Genomic DNA, 15,948 nt, shown 5'->3' on the forward strand with positions numbered 1-15,948 from the left:
GACAAAAATTAACCAATCTTTCATAACTAAAGTGATGTTGTATAAATTTCATACTCACAGGCGTCGCCAGTGACCCCGTTTTTATGGTGATTACGCAGATTAGCCGCATCCGCTCATGATGTTACTAAGCTGTTATAAAAGACAAGGATTGCACCCGTGATCACCGGGCAACTTAGGCACGTCGGACAACAATCTTTTTTGAGGGGCTCGTTATGATTTTAAATCATCTGTGGGGCTTATATGCCCACCCAATTGAAGAGTGGCAAACCATAGACAACCGCCACGAAAGCGCTACCTACAGTCTATCTCACATTGCCTTGATTGCCCTGATCCCAAGTTTAATGGGCTATTATTCTTCCGTTTATCTTGGCTGGAAAATAGGTACCGGAGATGCCGTTTTCCTTACTCATAACAGTGCCGTATTGATTGGCATTGCGATGTATTTTGCTCTGATCATTGGTGTATTCGCACTGTCTTATCTGGCACACTGGATGGCCGTCACTTTTGGCGCTAAGCCAACCTACACACAAACGCTGGAACTGTCGGCGTATACTGCGACCCCCGTATTTATGTCGGCGTTTGCCGCCTTTTATCCGGAGTTATGGTTTGTGGTCTCGGTGGGTCTGGCGGCGCTTGCCTACTCAGTCTATCTACTCTATACCGGGGTACCTATTCTGATGCACATACCGGAAGAGCGTGGTTTTATCTACGCCAGCTCAGTGGTGACCTGTGGCCTGGTTTTATTGGTGATAATTCTGGCTGCAACCGCGATATTGTGGACGAATGGCATAATCAGTCCTACATTTACCTAGGGAGCGCGCTTATGCCCCGCTAAGGTGTATAGGTCAGCTCGCTTCCTTTGCTTTTATCCTATAGAAATCTAACAAAAAGGGCCGCAATTGCGGCCCTTTTTTTAAACCAATTTGGCTAGATTACTCACCTTCACCAGTTTCCTGATTATGCAGCTCAAGACTAGCCGACATCGCTTTTTCACGTGTCGATTTTGCCGAGTCATTACGCAGTGCATCGATGCGGTTCAGGTAATCCTGATTGACGTCACCAGTGATGTACTGGCCGTCAAACACCGAGGTTTCAAAGCGTGTGATACCCGGATTCTCAAGCGCAACCGCATCTTTCAGATCCGAAATAGACTGATAAATCAGGCCGTCTGAGCCGATACTGGCATTGATATCTTCCACGTCGCGGCCGTGCGCGATGAGTTCCGCTGCCGATGGCATGTCGATGCCATAGACATTCGGGAAACGTACTTCAGGGGCAGCCGATGCAAAGTACACATTTTTAGCGCCTGCATCACGTGCCATTTCAACGATCTGTGCAGACGTGGTACCGCGTACGATAGAGTCATCCACCAGCAGTACATTTTTACCGGCAAACTCTCTGTCAATGGCATTAAGCTTACGACGTACCGACTTTTTCCGTTGCTCCTGACCAGGCATAATGAAAGTACGGCCAATGTAACGGTTTTTCACAAAGCCCTGACGATAAGGCAAGTCCAGTACGGATGCGATTTCAAGCGCGATATCACAAGATGTTTCTGGGATAGGAATGACTACGTCAATGTCTTTATCAGCCCACTCACGCTTAATTTTTTCACCCAGCTTAGTACCCATGTTGACGCGAGTCGCGTAAACCGACATGTTGTCGATGTTCGAGTCCGGACGTGCAAAGTAAACAAACTCAAAAATACACGGCGCGTGCATGGTTTTGTCAGCACAGATCTGCGAGTAGAACTGACCGTCTTCAGTCACATAGATGGCTTCACCCGGCGCAACGTCACGAACAAATTCAAACCCGTCGATAGACAAGGCCACACTTTCGGATGCGAACATATACTCAACACCACGTTCCGTTTCGCGCTTACCAAATACCAATGGGCGAATACCGTGCGGGTCACGAAAAGCCAGAATACCATGACCAATGATCATCGCGATGGTCGCATAACCACCAGATGCCTGTTGGTTAACTTCGCTGATGGCGTTAAACATATCCGCCGCATCCAGCTTCATTTTATCGTTTCGACCTAACTCATAAGCCAGGATGTTCAGCAGCACTTCGGAGTCAGACGTTGTATTAACGTGACGACGTGCTTTAGTGAACAAACGCTCTTTTAGCTCTTCTGCATTGGTTAAATTACCGTTATGCGCCATCGCGATACCAAACGGTGAATTAACATAAAAAGGCTGTGCTTCTGCCGAACTGGAAGAACCCGCTGTAGGATAACGCACATGCCCGATGCCGATGTTACCCTGCAAACGCTTCATATGACGGGTATGAAACACGTCTTTTACCAGGCCATTGGCCTTGCGCAAGCTGAACGTATTGTTGTCAATGGTAATGATGCCGGCTGCATCTTGGCCACGGTGTTGCAAAACAGTTAAGCCGTCATAAATCGCCTGATTAACAGGAGATGTTCCGACTATCCCAACGATACCACACATTAAAAATTTCCTCGCCGATTAACGGTTTGCTGAATTCAAAAAGCTTGAGTTATGCTCTAGATAGGAAAAAAACCATTCTATTACAAAGCCAAATTCAGGGATTACTTGGGATGCCTGCCACCACGATGTATCGGGGGCTTTGGTGAAGGCATCCAGAAAAAACAACGTGGCGCTAACGACCAGCACGCCCCGCATCGCACCGAACACAATGCCAACCAGGCGATCGGTACCAGACAAGCCCGTACGCTGTACGAGTTCACCTAAGATATAATTGACAAACCCACCTAACACAAGTGTCGCAATGAAAAGTATGGCGATTGCGGCGGCATTTCTTAAAAGGGGTTCTGAAATGAAGGTCAGGAAGGTTGCAAGATATTGGTAAAATAAGCTGGATATGAAAAAGGCACCGATCCAAACCACGAGTGACATGGTTTCTTTTACAAAACCTCTCATCAGGCCAAACACTGTCGAAATACCGACAATTGCAAAGATGGCGTAATCAACCCAGATCATATAAACCAATAAGTCGTTAATTTGGGGCGCATTCTATAAGACACGCCCACCAATTACCAGATCATTTTACCACGGTAAATTGAGTCAGGCGGCCGTTCAACTTAGTTAATTTCTTTAATTCTGGGAGCTTAGCTTCGAGTTTTGCTTTATTTAAATCTGGTCCGACAAACACTTTAGTTAAGGTCCCATTAGGCGTTTTCACCGGGCGGGTAAAGGTCTTGAAACCATTTTGGGTAAGCTTTTTCGTCAATGCGTCGACATTGGACTTATGAGAGAAGCTGCCTAACTGGATCACATAGGCCATTTGCGTAAAGTTAGAGGACTCAGGACGCTTTAACGGCTCGCTTTTTACCTCAGGTGCGGCTGTTGGCGGCGGACTTGATTCAGCTGCTGGAGCAGTCGGCTCAGGCTGCACAGTGTCTTCTCTCGCAACTGCCGTTTGGTCACTCTCAGAGTTATTTGTTTGCGTGTTTTCGGACACTTCCTCGCTCGATTCAGGCAAAGATAAATCAGTACTTAACTTGGCATCATCCGCTTTGATGTCTTCAACCGTTTCTGCCATCGGCTCAGTGCTTAGTGATGCACGTTCATCGACCCGTGTTTTTAACTCTATGGTCGAGAACTCAGGACGTTCCGGGATAGGCTTAAATCCCTCCTTATAATGGACTTTTTCGCCATCCAGAATATTGGGTATAAACACCACCGCTGCAATCACAACAATGCTGGTGCCGACCAGTCGGTTAATAAATCCTGAGTTCACAACTATTGCTCTCTACTGTTCAAAGTACTGCATGGCCGCAGCCACAGTCACAAATGAGCCAAATACAATCAGTGCCGTGTCCTGATGTTGCTGAGGAAGCAGACTTTGCAGGGCCGAGTCGACACTCGGGAATACCTGACTGTGTTCACTATGCGCTGCAGGCAACAAGGTCAGTAATTGCTCAGCTTGCTCGCCACGGGGGCCTTCCAACGACGCACAGCTCCATTTTTCAACCACATCTGACAGGGCATCAATCACGCTCGCTTTATCCTTATCAGCAAGCATAGCGACTAAGGCATGAATTTTAAAGCCCTGATTTTTCAAACGCATTAATTGCGTTCTCAGGTAACGGGCCGATTCCGGGTTATGTGCCACATCGGTGTAAATCAAGGGTTGCTGGCTAAGCTGCATAAACCGCCCTTCGACTTGTAACGCATCCAAAGTTTGCTTTACAAGCTCGGCATCGGGCAATAAATTAAGCCTGGCAAGGACGGTTAATGCTGTTGCGACGTTTTGTGCAGGAATGGCAGGCTGCGCCAATGTCAGGTCGTGCTCACCATATTGCCAACGTAACCCATCGGGCAAGGGCGTAAAGTGGAAATCGCGTTTTGACAGAATAAGTTCAGCGTTAATTTCCTCACCATAGTCCGTCACCGTATGCGGAATGTTCAGGTCACCTACAATTGCAGGCGTGCCTGTGCGGAAAATACCCGCTTTGTCATAGCCCACGAGCTCACGTGTATCACCCAGGTACTCTTTATGATCGAGATCTATGGTGGTGATCACACTGGCATAAGGTGTAACAATATTGGTGGCATCAAAACGCCCACCCAAACCCACTTCAAGGAGCACGTAATCCACTGCGTGCTGCTTAAACAGCCATAATGCTCCCAATGTGCCGTACTCAAAGAACGTCAGCTCAACCTCTCCACGACCCTGATCCAATGCATAGAAGGCATCAACATGTGACTGATCAGGTAAGGTGTTACCATTGATCCGAACGCGCTCGTTATAGTGGATTAAGTGCGGGGAGGCATACGTACCAACACTATAACCTTGTGCCAGCAACATGGCTTCAAGGCAACGCGCCGTGGTGCCCTTGCCATTGGTGCCACCAATGAGAATGATTTTACTGCTGCTATTGAGCAGATCGATATTGTTGGCAGCCTGCGCTACGCGCTCCAGGCCCATTGCAATGTTGGCGGGATGTAACTGCTCTAAATAACAAAGCCAATCATTTAGAGTCGATGATTGGCTTGGTGTGGTCTTTGACATAGTGCGCTCAAATTAAAAAATTTACGCTACTCTATGCTCTTGTTCTGTAGAAGGCAAGTTCATGAACTTGGCCAGAATACGTGCCAGTGAGTCACGCATTTCACGACGGTCGATGATCATGTCGACAGCACCGTGCTCCAGCAGGAATTCGCTGCGCTGGAAACCTTCAGGTAGAGTTTCACGTACCGTTTGCTCGATAACGCGAGGGCCCGCAAAACCAATCAATGCTTTAGGTTCAGCCACGTTGATGTCGCCCAGCATAGCCAGTGACGCGGATACACCACCCATAGTCGGGTCAGTCATGACTGAAATAAACGGTAAGCCACGCTCACTCATCTTAGCCAAAGCTGCACTGGTTTTAGCCATCTGCATCAACGACATCAGAGCTTCCTGCATACGTGCACCACCTGACGCTGAAAAACAAACCAGCGGCATATTATGCTCAAGACACTCGTTCACAGCATCGACGAAGCGGGCACCAACAACAGAGGCCATTGATCCACCCATAAATGAAAACTCAAACGCGACGGCAGCAACCGGGATACCTTTAAGGGTACCTTTCATGGCCACCAGGGCATCTTTCTCGCCACTGACTTTTTGTGCCGAAGTAATACGATCTGAGTACTTTTTCGAATCTTTAAACTTGAGTACGTCCTTTGGTTCGTGCTGCGTACCCAGCTCGACGCGACCACCATCGTCTAAGAAACTCTCCAGACGCTTACGCGCACTGATCCGCATGTGATGATCACACTTAGGACAAACATGTAGTGACTTTTCCAACTCCGCTTTGTACAGGATTGAATCGCAGTCTGTACATTTTGCCCAAACGCCTTCAGGGATCTCTTTTTTGCCCGTCGATTTAGCCGTTTTAGGTAAGATTTTTTCTAACCAACTCATTTGCAACTCTCTTAGTGCTCAGTCTGTGTCGCTCTCTGCAGATAGCAGATATATTTTCTCAATTAAAACATGATTAAGACATCAGTGATATAAAAAACTGGTCTTAGTTGTATCAAATGATTAAGACGCTCGCGCTCAGTTTTGCTTTAGTCAATATTTAACTAAATTAACGAATAGTCACATCTGGTAAGAACAGCGGCCCGGCAGGCGTTGACGGGACCTGCCAACGTTCAGGGTAATCTACATCGACCAGGTACAAGCCATTCGGTTTCGCAGTCGCACTGGCCTGAGTACGGTCTTTAATACGTAATAACTCGGCCATCCACTCTGGCGGGTATTTGCCCACCCCAATATCCATCAAACATCCCGTGATATTGCGCACCATGTGATGCAAAAACGCATTGGCTTTAACATCAATAACAATATAGTCGCCAAACCGATCGACCTGTAAATGATGAATATTACGACACGGCGAATTTGATTGGCAATGCACTGCCCGAAAAGAGGAGAAATCATGCTCACCAATCATTACAGGGCAAGCTGCCTGCATAAGCTCTGCATTCAGCGGGTGGTAGTAATGGGTCACGCCACTGCGTAAAATGCCCGGACGATTGACACTGTTGTAAATCACATAACGATAGCGTCTGGCCGTTGCACTAAAACGGGCACTGAACTCTTCATGGACCGGTGTGGCGTAGCGCACAGCAATGTCGTCAGGTAGTTGAGAGTTCACTCCGAGTGTGAATGCTTTCATATCCCTTTCAGCATGGGTATCGAAATGGATGACCTGACCAGTGGCATGCACACCCGCATCGGTTCGCCCGGCACAGACCACGTCAACCTTGTGATTACAAATGTTAGACAGGGCTGTTTCCAGCTCCTCCTGAACACTATTTACATTGCACTGACGTTGCCAGCCACTATAATTTCCGCCATTGTATTCAATCCCCAAAGCTACACGCATAAACTACTCAAACTCTCATTTCGAACTTAGCCGCGCATTTTATGCGATCGCCGCCGATAATACCAACTTCATCGTCCCACTCGTGGCAAACGACTTATTTGATCTGCTGTTGGAGTGCCAGCGCTTCAGCCTGTACCGACTCAGGCCCATCAGAAAGAATTTCCTCGACCGCGTTTTGCGCTGAATCAAAATCACCAATTTCAATGTAGGCACGAACCAGGTCGAGCTTGGCAGCATAACCATCTTCTTCCAGATCAACATCGGTGGCATTTTCACCGGCTAGTAGCTCTTCAAAGTCCCCCAATCCCACATCCATATCCGGAGATTGATAAGGCTCTTCCTGTGCAGGTTCATCTTCGCTTTGTGAAAGCAAATCGTCTATCTCCAGGAAGTCCCCTTCTGCCGCAGCCGTTTCGGTGTCGACGAAATCACTGTCGGCTGGTTCATCGATATTCTCAATTTCCAGATCCTGTGCCAACTCTTCACTCAGTAACGCGTCAAAATCCAGCTCTGGTTCTTCTGACAAGGCCACTTCGGAGGTATCCGGTTCTGCCGATTCATCGAGTAAGGCACTGAAATCAGTGTCATTGAGCTCTGCAAGAAACTCATCTTCGATGGCCGCTTCGTCAATATTAATTTCGGGCTCAGGCGTTTCTTCTGTATCATCCTCGTCGGCCAGCTCTCCAAGCTCATCCAAAAATGCCTCAGGCTCTTGTGCGAGTGCCGGTTCTTCAGACGCTTCGGCTTCTTCTGGGTTGCTTTGGGCCAGTTCGGCTAAATCGTCATCCGTGAGCATCAGATCGGATAAATTATCCTCCAAATCTTCAAGTTCCAGTTCCCCTTCCGGCTCCGACGCCATGGCACTGAGCGCATCTTCTTCATTGAATTCAGGGAAGTCTTCTTCTGCCAGCACATCATTCGCAAGCTCCGCTTCTTCTGAGAGGGTCTCTTCTGCCGCTGCGGGCTCAGCCTCCATCGCTTCTAGCGCATCGTCTTCTTCGAATGCCGGGAAGTCTTCGTCTGCCAGCATGTCATCCGCTAACAACTCTTCTGCTTCGACTTCTTCTGAAAGAGCCTCTTCTGCCGCTGCTGGCTCGGCCTCCATCGCTTCAAGGGCATCGTCTTCTTCGAATGCCGGGAGGTCTTCGTCTGCCAACGTGTCATCCGCTAGCAATTCTTCTGGTGTTTCAACTTCTTCTGAAGGAGCCTCTTCTGCCGCTGCTGGCTCAGCCTCCGTTGCTTCTAGCGCATCGTCTTCTTCGAATGCCGGGAAGTCTTCGTCTGCCAGCGTGTCATCCGCAAGCTCCTCCGCTGCTGGCTCGGCCTCAATCGCTTCAAGGGCATCGTCTTCTTCGAATGCCGGGAAATCTTCGTCTGCCAACGTGTCTTCCGCTAGCAACTCTTCTTCTGCTTCGACTTCTTCTGAAAGCGCTTCTCCTGCCGTTGCTGGCTCAGCCTCCATTGCTTCTAGCGCATCGCCTTCTTCAAACGACGGGAAATCTCCGTCTGCCAGCGCATCATCCGCTAGCTCCGCTTCTTCTGCTTCGACTTCTTCTGAGAGGGTCTCTTCTGCCGCTGCGGGCTCAGCCTCCACCGCTTCTAGCGCATCGTCTTCTTCGAATGCCGGGAAGTCTTCGTCTGCCAGCGTATCATCCGCTAGCAACTCTTCTGGTGTTTCAGCTTCTTCTGAAGATACTTCTTCAGCCTCTGGCTCCGCCGCTGCTGGCTCTGCCTCCATCGCTTCTAGCGCATCGTCTTCTTCTAATGCCGGGAAGTCTTCCTCTTCCAGCGCGTCATCCGCCAGCAACTCTTCTGGTGTTTCGGCTGCTTCTGAAAGCGCTTCTTCTGCCGTTGCTGGCTCAGCCTCCATCGCTTCTAGCGCATCGTCTTCTTCTAATGCCGGGAAGTCTTCGTCTGCCAGCGTGTCATCTGCTAGCAACTCTTCTGATGTTTCAACTTCTTCTGAAGGAGCTTCTTCTGCCGTTGCTGGCTCAGCCTCCATTGCTTCTAGCGCATCGCCTTCTTCAAACGACGGGAAATCTCCGTCTGCCAGCGCATCATCCGCTAGCTCCGCTTCTTCTGCTTCGACTTTTTCTAAAGGTACCGCTTCTGCCTCGGGCTCCGCCGCTGCTGGCTCGGCCTCCATCGCTTCAAGGGCATCGTCTTCTTCGAATGCCGGGAATTCTTCATCTGCCAGCGCCTCATCCGCTAACAGCTCTTCTTGTGCTTCGATCTCTTCTGCTAGTGTGTCTTCTGCCGCAGATGGCTCTGCTTCCATCGCTTCAAGGGCGTCGCTCTCTTCGAATGCCGGGAGGTCTTCATCCGCCAGCACGTCATCCGCTAGCTCCGCTTGTTCTGCTTCGACTGCTTCTGAAGGGGCCTCTTCTGCCTCCGGCTCCGCCGCTGCTGGTTCAGCCTCCATTGCTTCGAGCGCTTCGCCTTCGTCAAACGCCGGGAAGTCTTCATCTGCCAGCGCCTCATCCATTAAATCGTCAGCCAGTGAGGTGTCTTCCCCTACACTCTCTGCGGCTGGGTCCACACTCTGCTCATTATCCCCTTCCAGCTCTATTTCGAAATCGGGTCCATCCAGATCATCAAAGTCACCACCGAAATCCAGTAAATCATCACCATCTTCGTCCAGTTCATCATCGAGTAAACCAGCTGTTTCATCTTGCTCCAGACTTTGCGCGAGTGCTCTTTCAGTCTCACTGACTGCCGACTCAAGGTCATCATCCAGAGAAATCACTTCCTCTTCTGATTCGTCCATCTGCAATTCAGGATAACTGCTCAGTTCTTCGCTGGGTGTGACGGGATCAAGTTCGGTGAGCTCTTCATCTTCGGACAAGTCTATATCTTCGTCGGCGAGTGGATCATCACCAAGGTCAATCTCTACGTCGTTGTCCAGCGCGGTGTCAAAGTCATCCGTTTCAGCTTCGAGCGCTTCCAGTAAGTCATCAACATTTTGCAACTGAGGCGGCGCCTGAGTTTCAGCTTCTTCTGATGGGTGCACCAACTCCTCGGCAAACTCATCAAGTAACTCATCTTCCGTTTCAGCTAACGCGGGTTCATCCGGTTCTGTAACTGAATCAGCGACCTCTAGATCTAATTCAACAGGGCCTTCGGCCTTATCGTGCAATGACTGAAGATCGGCTTCCTCTTCAAGCATACCATCCAGGTGACCCGCACCAGTCGACGAAATAGCCTCAGATTCGTCCTCTAGCAAGCTGTTCAGATCAACTGGCTCTTCTGTTAGCAGTTCATCTTCCAGCGCTGAGTCAGGTTCTTCTTCTAACAAACCATCGAGGTCATCCGGCTCTTCTGTTAGCAGCTCATCTTCCAGCGCTGCGTCAGGCTCTTCCTCTAACAAACCATTGAGGTCATCCGGTTCTTCCGTCAGCAATTCTTCTTCCGGCGCTGCGTCAGGCTCTTCTTCTAACAAACCATCCAGATCATCCGGTTCTTCTGCTAGTAGCTCGTCTTCTGGGGCTGTGTCAGGCTCTTCTTCTAGCAAACCATCGAGGTCATCCGGCTCTTCCGTCAGCAATGCTTCTTCCGGCGCTGCGTCAGGCTCTTCTTCTAGCAAACCATCGAGATCATCCGGCTCTTCCGTCAGCAATTCGTCTTCCGGCGCTGCGTCAGGCTCTTCTTCTAACAAACCATCGAGCTCATCCGGCTCTTCCGTCAGCAATCCTTCTTCCGACGCTGCGTCAGGCTCTTCTTCTAACAAACCATCGAGGTCATCCGGCTCTTCCGTCAGCAGCTCATCTTCCGGCGCTGCGTCAGGATCTTCTTCTAACAAACCATCGAGATCATCCGGCTCTTCTGCCAGCAATTCGTCTTCAGGCGCTGCGTCAGGCTCTTCTTCTAACAAACCATCGAGATCATCCGGCTCTTCCGTCAGCAATGCTTCTTCCGACGCAGCCTCAGGCTCTTCTTCTAACAAACCATCCAGGTCATCCGGCTCTTCTGCCAGCACTTCTTCTTCGAGAACCGGCTCAGCAACCTCTTCTAACAAGCTATCTATGTCATCAGGCTCTTCTGCCAGCATTTCTTCTTCAAGAACCGGCTCAGCAGCTTCTTCTAACAAGCTATCTATGTCATCCGGCTCTTCTGCCAGCATTTCTTCTTCGAGAACTGGCTCAGCAGCTTCTTCTAACAAGCTATCTATGTCATCCGGCTCTTCTGCCAGCACTTCTTCTTCGAGAACCGGCTCAGCAGCTTCTTCTAACAAGCTATCTATGTCATCCGGCTCTTCTGCCAGCACTTCTTCTTCGAGAACCGGTTCAGCAGCTTCTTCTAACAAGCTATCTATGTCATCCGGCTCTTCTGCCAGCACTTCTTCTTCGAGAACCGGCTCGGCAGCTTCTTCTAACAAGCTATCTATGTCATCCGGCACCTCAGCCTGCAAATCGTCTTGCGCAGCTGAATCAGAGACTTCCTCCAACAAGCTATCTATGTCATCCGGGACTTCCGCCTGCAAGTCGTCTTCTATATCAGTAACAGCGGCTTCGTCTATGAGACTATCTATATCATCAACATCGAAGTCGTCCTCTGCAATATCCGGTTCATCATCCAGCGCACCATCGAGCAAGTCATCGATGTCGTCCGCACTCAGAATACCGTCATCGGTTGCTGCTCCCTCAGCCGCTGGGGACTTTGGGGGCGACTCCCCGACTTCATCGATCAGACTGTCTATGTCATCAAGATCAAAGTCTTCATCAGCCGCTGTATCCGAATTATCACCCTCTTCAAGGCTTTCTTCGGCTAACTCCTCACTTAATGCCGCAAGCGCATCATCGCTGACATCCAGCGTATCGTCATCGGCCTCATCACCGACTTCATTAAACAAGTCGTCAATATCATCAGCACTGAGTATGTCGTTGTCGCCCTGCGTGACTTCTGCGTCAACATCCAGCGTAATTTCATCACCCAGGCTATCATCAGCTTCATCAAAATTCTGTTGCAAGAAGTCATCGAGGTCATCGGTACTGGCTTCTTCATTATTAACATCAGACTCATCGTCAAACACAATGTCGTCATTGAGTAAACTGTCCAGCTCGTCCTGTTCGAGCGTGTCGTTACCCTCTTCAAACCCATCGTCTTCGAGACTGTCAAAAACAATCTCGTCATCAGGCAGAATATCGTCATCCAGCTGCACACCTTCGTTTAAGGCATCTTCAGCACTGTCTTGCGGCATATCCAAATCGAGCGGGTCAACCGCTGCTGTTGCTGCGGCAGCAGCTGCCGCTGGTGCAGGTGATTGTGGTAAGAACTCATCGTCTTCCTCAACTTGCTTGGCCTTGCCTTTGCGCAAACGCATGACAACCGCACCGATGATCAGTAAAGCAGGAATAGTCGCGAGTAAAGCAACAACCAACGGGTTGGCGAATAACTTAGCAATGCTGAATTCAGCTTCTGCCTGTGCCTGCATTTGCTGCTGAGCAATTATCTCATTTTGCATGTCAATCACAGCTTTCAGCTGCTGTTGAATTTCGCTGTCTCTGCCGAGCTGGTCCTGTACATTTTTAAGCTCTTCAGAAATGTTATTCAGCTTTCTCTCAAGCTCGTTATTTTCTTCAAGGATTTCCTCAACGCTACGCACAGAGGTTTTAAACTGAGTTTGCAGTTCATGGAGCCGAGAATCTTGCTCCATCTTGAGCGATTTGAGCTCATTGGTTAACGCCTCTCGCGCCTCCTCTACATCAACCTTGCGCGCCTGAGTAACACGTTTGTCAGCAGCATCTATGGTGGCCTGATCAAGCTTACCGCTTTTTTTCAGCTCCCATAGTTCATCATCCTGATCCGATTTTTGTCTTGCCAGTTGCGGATTAACACGGCGGATCTCAGCCAGTGTAGGAATTTTAAGGTAAGCACCGTCACGCATGTGGTTAAGGTTATTGTCGAGAAAAGCCTGAGGGTTTTTCTCATACAAAGCTTGCATGACCTGATAGATTGAAACCGAGTCGCTCGGGCGAATTTTATGCGCGATACGCCATAAGGTATCTGTTGACTTGATTGGGCCAACTGATCGCCCCTGAAGACCGAGATCCACTCCCTTTGGACCTTTAAGAACGGTCCCATCTTGAGTGTGAACGGGCGCTGCAATAAGGGCCATTGCTAAGATACAAATAAAGGCTAAACCGCGCATGCTGTTCCTTTGTATACTCTTCTTGCGCTACCATGACGGCAACGCGACTACTGAATTGTGCTTAATAGGGCTTGTGCAAGCTCTGTTCCAATTGCCAACTATAAACCAGATAACAGCGAATATCCATCGCCAAAGTATTGAAAATTAACATTCTTATCATGCTTTTTGATGAGTTAGCTATGCATTATTTAAGCCGCTGAATACCCTCAAGGATAGTCGAAATACGTCAACTTGGCGGGACAGAAATCAAAAGAGGCAAATTGCTGCCGTTCAGGGACAGCCGAGGCGAAATGGGTCTGTCAGAATAAACAGACCCTGACAAAGATTATAAGTAGTGCGCAATCAACTCTTCAGCAATTTGTACGCTGTTCGTTGCGGCACCTTTGCGCGTATTATCAGATACAACCCATAGATTCAAACCATGCGGGTGAGAAATATCTGCTCTCAGACGGCCCACATAAACAGTGTCATTACCACTGGCATCACTGACCGGCGTAGGATAATCCTGTTCATCCTCAATCAGTTCAATACCCGGTGCATCATTTAATAGTTGCTTAATATGCTCCAGGTCGTAAGGCATGCGAGTTTCCAGATGAATGGCTTCGGCATGACCATAAAATACGGGCACACGAACTGCCGTAGGATTGACCATGACACTGCTGTCGCCCAGGATCTTTTGAGTTTCCCACACCATTTTCATTTCTTCTTTGGTGTAACCATTATCCTGAAACGCATCAATTTGCGGGATCACATTAAACGCGATCTGCTTGGTAAACACCTCGTTTTCTACTGGTCTGGCGTTCATCAGATTAGCCGTTTGCTTTGCCAGCTCTTCAACCGCTTCTTTACCTGCACCCGATACGGCCTGATAAGTAGACACATTGATACGGTCTATACCATAAGCATCGTAAATCGGTTTTAATGCCACCATCATTTGAATCGTCGAGCAGTTTGGGTTGGCGATGATGTTGCGATTGCGAAAATCTGCCAGACTGGCACTGTTTACTTCAGGCACCACCAGCGGCACGTCATAGTCATATCTAAAATGTGAGGTGTTATCAATCACAACACAGCCCGCTTCCGCTGCTATCGGAGCATATTGCTCAGACACGCTGCCACCGGCAGAAAATAAACCAATATGGGCCTGGCTAAAATCAAACTCAGCCACATCCAACACTGTGAGTGTTTCGCCGTTAAACTCTATTTCCTCACCCGCACTACGGCTACTCGCCAAAGGATACAGGTTGCCAACCGGGAACTTTCGCTCTGCCAGTGTTTCAATAATTTGCTTACCGACCAACCCGGTTGCACCGAGCACCGCCACATCGTATTTCTGCGACATATTATTCCTCATTCGAATTAACTACTTTAAAACCAAGCTGCTGTAACTGCTGCCCACATTGGGGGGCATTTTGTACCGTAAGGGTATTGAACTCGCGGCGAGGCGGATAGTTTTTGCGCAACATATCAAACCCCTGACTGGCGATATTACTGCGTATCAGACCATCGTCTCGACGAATATCATAGACCAGATGCACCAGTCTGCCGAGCTCCTGTTCACTCAGCGTATGCTCTGCATAGCAAGAAGTCAGTGCCGGAATAGGTAAAAATGACTCAAGTGATTTACTCGCCTCTACCCCCAACTGATTACACAGCGCCTGATATAACATTTGTGTACCGCGTGCCTTTCCTTCTAAGGTATGGCCGGCAATATGGACCGAGGCAAACAAGGTATGTTCTAACAGCGGCATCAGAATGTCTGGCTCGTTTTCCCAGACATCCAATACCAGATCAACTGCTTGCCCCGCTTCAAGCGCATTTAACAACGCCTGATTATCAATCACATCGCCACGACTTGCATTAATGACTAACATGCCTGGTTTCAGGTCTGTAATACGCTGCGCATTGAGCAGATGACGGGTCTGATGTGTACCAGTTCTAACCAAAGGCACATGGAAAGTAACTATGTCAGCCTGTGCCAACAAGTCATCTAGTGGCATATGCTGGTCTAAGCTACCGGCCTCATGACGAAGCGGGTCACACAGCAACAACTCAATGCCGCTAACAGCCAGTTTCTCACGTAAACACTGACCAATATTACCCACCCCAACTATGCCCAGCTTTTTGCCTTGCAGATTAATCGCTTTGTGTTGTGCGTAGGCATACAATGCACTGATCACATACTCGGCAACGGCAACCGCATTGCATCCAGGGGCACTGGCGAAACCAATATTACGCTCAGCCAACAAAGGTCTGTCGATATGATCAACACCTATAGTCGCAGTGCCAACAAACTTGAGCTGTGCTGCCTCAGCCAACAGTGTGCTGTTCACCTGAGTCACTGAGCGTGTCAGCAGCACATCTGCATCTGCCAGCTGGTGTGGAGTCAGACTGCGGCCATCAAAACGTTTTACTACCCCTAGCTCTGAGAAAAACTCTTCAACCAGGGGCATATTCTGATCTGCGAGGATCTTCATTTATACTTCCCAAACGATACACGGACCCCGTATTGTAACGCAGCCATCGTCCAGACAACAGGCTAACGTTTGCTGACACCAATACTGATAGCCGCAAACATCACGCAAAGTAAAAATATCACCAACACTTTAATACTGGGTTGCTCGGTCAGGTTAATCCATGGACTAACTAAAAATGCCTGCACATTGCACCAGGCTAAAAACATGGCAATGATACTGGCCCCCTGGTAACCATACATGGCGCACAGAACGCAGCTGGCAAGATTAAGAAATACAGCAGGTTGATAAAGATGTGCTGAAAGCAGCATCGAAAAAAAGGTCGCTGACGCGACACACAATGTTCCATATTGCATGACTATTCCCTCCTAGAATCATCTCTTCAACTATAGAAGAAAACGTTAAAATTACAAACTCATTACATAAAAACAACACCAAGGTGGCTAACTCGCGTGGCA

At 48.9% G+C, this 15,948-nt stretch carries 11 protein-coding genes; 1 reads left to right on the forward strand and 10 read right to left on the reverse strand.

Going from position 1 to position 15,948, the window contains the following annotated elements:
• Positions 1 to 212: 212 nt before the first annotated feature.
• A complete protein-coding gene (locus CWC22_RS14475) occupies positions 213 to 812 on the forward strand; it encodes a Yip1 family protein (protein ID WP_058796058.1) in 600 nt (199 codons plus the stop codon).
• 120 nt (positions 813 to 932) lie between these two features.
• Here CWC22_RS14475 and purF read toward each other — a convergent pair whose 3' ends face one another.
• The 10 genes from purF to CWC22_RS14525 all read right to left on the reverse strand — a co-directional run bounded on the left by purF (position 933) and on the right by CWC22_RS14525 (position 15,846).
• On the reverse strand, positions 933 to 2,459 hold the full coding sequence (gene purF, locus CWC22_RS14480; RefSeq protein ID WP_125563458.1) for an amidophosphoribosyltransferase: 1,527 nt from the start codon (positions 2,457 to 2,459) through the stop codon (positions 933 to 935).
• 18 nt (positions 2,460 to 2,477) lie between these two features.
• The gene (locus CWC22_RS14485) at positions 2,478 to 2,972 is read right to left on the reverse strand and encodes a CvpA family protein (protein ID WP_010382727.1); all 495 of its coding nucleotides are present in this window, start codon (positions 2,970 to 2,972) and stop codon (positions 2,478 to 2,480) included.
• A gap of 61 nt (positions 2,973 to 3,033) precedes the next feature.
• The gene (locus CWC22_RS14490) at positions 3,034 to 3,732 is read right to left on the reverse strand and encodes an SPOR domain-containing protein (RefSeq protein WP_138539461.1); all 699 of its coding nucleotides are present in this window, start codon (positions 3,730 to 3,732) and stop codon (positions 3,034 to 3,036) included.
• 12 nt (positions 3,733 to 3,744) lie between these two features.
• Positions 3,745 to 5,007 (reverse strand): bifunctional tetrahydrofolate synthase/dihydrofolate synthase, encoded by a 1,263-nt coding sequence (gene folC / locus CWC22_RS14495; protein WP_138539460.1) that lies wholly within the window; start codon positions 5,005 to 5,007, stop codon positions 3,745 to 3,747.
• 21 nt (positions 5,008 to 5,028) lie between these two features.
• On the reverse strand, positions 5,029 to 5,904 hold the full coding sequence (gene accD, locus CWC22_RS14500) for an acetyl-CoA carboxylase, carboxyltransferase subunit beta (RefSeq protein ID WP_125563464.1): 876 nt from the start codon (positions 5,902 to 5,904) through the stop codon (positions 5,029 to 5,031).
• Positions 5,905 to 6,070: 166 nt separating this feature from the next.
• Positions 6,071 to 6,868 carry a tRNA pseudouridine(38-40) synthase TruA gene (truA, locus tag CWC22_RS14505; protein ID WP_138539459.1) on the reverse strand — a complete coding sequence of 266 codons (798 nt, stop codon included), beginning with the start codon at positions 6,866 to 6,868 and terminating at the stop codon, positions 6,071 to 6,073.
• Between the two features lie 94 nt (positions 6,869 to 6,962).
• Entirely contained in the window at positions 6,963 to 13,016 is a 6,054-nt protein-coding gene (locus CWC22_RS14510; RefSeq protein ID WP_195879828.1) for a FimV/HubP family polar landmark protein, read from the reverse strand.
• 325 nt (positions 13,017 to 13,341) lie between these two features.
• On the reverse strand, positions 13,342 to 14,358 hold the full coding sequence (locus CWC22_RS14515) for an aspartate-semialdehyde dehydrogenase (RefSeq protein ID WP_049865004.1): 1,017 nt from the start codon (positions 14,356 to 14,358) through the stop codon (positions 13,342 to 13,344).
• A 1-nt stretch (position 14,359) separates the two neighbouring features.
• Positions 14,360 to 15,493 carry a 4-phosphoerythronate dehydrogenase gene (locus tag CWC22_RS14520; RefSeq protein WP_138539823.1) on the reverse strand — a complete coding sequence of 378 codons (1,134 nt, stop codon included), beginning with the start codon at positions 15,491 to 15,493 and terminating at the stop codon, positions 14,360 to 14,362.
• Positions 15,494 to 15,555: 62 nt separating this feature from the next.
• Positions 15,556 to 15,846, reverse strand: coding sequence for a DUF6419 family natural product biosynthesis protein (locus tag CWC22_RS14525; RefSeq protein WP_125563472.1), 291 nt, complete (start codon positions 15,844 to 15,846; stop codon positions 15,556 to 15,558).
• Between the last annotated feature and the right edge of the window lie 102 nt (positions 15,847 to 15,948).

The sequence above is a fragment of the Pseudoalteromonas rubra genome, assembly GCF_005886805.2.
Classification (GTDB): Bacteria; Pseudomonadota; Gammaproteobacteria; order Enterobacterales; family Alteromonadaceae; genus Pseudoalteromonas; species Pseudoalteromonas rubra_D.

Bases quoted from the DNA above. Each gene is read 5' to 3' on its own strand.
- CWC22_RS14475 (WP_058796058.1), top strand. From the start codon at position 213: ATGATTTTAAATCATCTGTGGGGCTTATATGCCCACCCAATTGAAGAG.
- purF (WP_125563458.1), bottom strand. From the start codon at position 2,459: ATGTGTGGTATCGTTGGGATAGTCGGAACATCTCCTGTTAATCAGGCG.
- CWC22_RS14485 (WP_010382727.1), bottom strand. From the start codon at position 2,972: ATGATCTGGGTTGATTACGCCATCTTTGCAATTGTCGGTATTTCGACA.
- folC (WP_138539460.1), bottom strand. From the start codon at position 5,007: ATGTCAAAGACCACACCAAGCCAATCATCGACTCTAAATGATTGGCTT.
- accD (WP_125563464.1), bottom strand. From the start codon at position 5,904: ATGAGTTGGTTAGAAAAAATCTTACCTAAAACGGCTAAATCGACGGGC.
- truA (WP_138539459.1), bottom strand. From the start codon at position 6,868: ATGCGTGTAGCTTTGGGGATTGAATACAATGGCGGAAATTATAGTGGC.
- CWC22_RS14510 (WP_195879828.1), bottom strand. From the start codon at position 13,016: ATGCGCGGTTTAGCCTTTATTTGTATCTTAGCAATGGCCCTTATTGCA.
- CWC22_RS14515 (WP_049865004.1), bottom strand. From the start codon at position 14,358: ATGTCGCAGAAATACGATGTGGCGGTGCTCGGTGCAACCGGGTTGGTC.
- CWC22_RS14520 (WP_138539823.1), bottom strand. From the start codon at position 15,493: ATGAAGATCCTCGCAGATCAGAATATGCCCCTGGTTGAAGAGTTTTTC.
- CWC22_RS14525 (WP_125563472.1), bottom strand. From the start codon at position 15,846: ATGCAATATGGAACATTGTGTGTCGCGTCAGCGACCTTTTTTTCGATG.